Source organism: Pedobacter namyangjuensis, from assembly GCF_003313325.1.
Classification (GTDB): domain Bacteria; phylum Bacteroidota; class Bacteroidia; order Sphingobacteriales; family Sphingobacteriaceae; genus Pedobacter; species Pedobacter namyangjuensis.
In genome coordinates, this window is sequence record NZ_QMHQ01000026.1 from 1 (window position 1) to 1,010 (window position 1,010).

Sequence of the window (1,010 nt, forward strand, 5' to 3'; positions counted from 1 at the left end):
TAGCGATGAAATATATGCAGGTGAATATTTCCCCAGAAGAATTGTTTCCTCTACACTAAGCATTGAGTATTTAAACCAATATAAAAAGGATGCCAAACCAAAGACATTAGCGATTATCAGTGGAATTTTTGATGATGCGAAATTAGCAGATAGTGCCTTAAGTGCAGCAAAAAAATGCAGTGCTAATGCGTTTAAGATGAACACAAAACTGTATGTAGGTTGTATGCACTAAAATAAAAATATGCATTTTTTTCAACGACAAATATCACTTCGAGCCCGCAGCCGCGGTTTTCACTTGGTTACCGAGGAGGTACTCCAATCAATTCCGGAAGTTAAAAACATTAATGTAGGAATGCTACAAGTTTTTATCCAACATACTTCGGCTTCGCTAACCATTAATGAAAATGCTGACCCAACGGTACGCCTAGATTTTGAAACTTGGATGAACAAAGCCGTTCCAGAAAGAGATCCCGATTACCAACATGACTATGAAGGTGATGATGACATGCCGGCACACATTAAATCATCCTTAATGGGAGCTTCGGTTTTGATCCCGATAACTAATGGCAAATTAAATTTAGGTACTTGGCAAGGGATTTACCTTTGTGAGCATCGCAACCATGGCGGCAGCAGACGGGTAGTGATAAGCGCTTGGGGAAGTTAATGTGCTATACCAGTTGCAAACATTTAAGCGCCTGCTGTTTGTAATTTCTTCCTATAGGCAACTCTTTTCCCAAAACTTCAACGGCATGGGCATAATAGCTTTCTACCTTGTTTGTGGCTACAATAAAAGACTTGTGTATCCTACAAAATTGATCTTCGGGCAACAATTCTTCCAAAATTGAAATTTTCTGTTTACTGATGAGCACTTTATCTAATAAAACCACTTTCACATAATCTCTAATGCTCTCTATCCAATAAATATCTTTAACATTAACTTTTACCGTTTTTCTATCAACTTTTAAGTACAAAAATTTATTGACATCATTATGGTAACTACTTTCTGGAAA

General features: G+C 37.1%; 3 protein-coding genes. 2 read left to right on the forward strand and 1 reads right to left on the reverse strand.

Translation table 11 applies throughout. The features are described from left to right. Both DUT69_RS19080 and DUT69_RS19085 read left to right on the forward strand, forming a co-directional pair. Window positions 1–232, forward strand: a 232-nt coding sequence (locus tag DUT69_RS19080; RefSeq protein WP_162796367.1) for a hypothetical protein, incomplete at its 5' end; no start/stop codon positions are given. A gap of 9 nt (window positions 233–241) precedes the next feature. Further along, window positions 242–664, forward strand: a complete 423-nt coding sequence (locus DUT69_RS19085; protein WP_113637798.1) for a secondary thiamine-phosphate synthase enzyme YjbQ — start codon at window positions 242–244, stop codon at window positions 662–664. Window positions 665–668: 4 nt separating this feature from the next. Here the strand turns inward: DUT69_RS19085 and DUT69_RS19090 are convergent. Further along, window positions 669–1,010: LytR/AlgR family response regulator transcription factor (locus tag DUT69_RS19090; RefSeq protein ID WP_162796368.1), on the reverse strand; the 342-nt coding region annotated here is incomplete at its 5' end.

What these genes read in the sequence shown, in the direction of transcription:
- DUT69_RS19085 (WP_113637798.1), top strand. Translation starts at nt 242, where the DNA reads ATGCATTTTTTTCAACGACAAATATCACTTCGAGCCCGCAGCCGCGGT.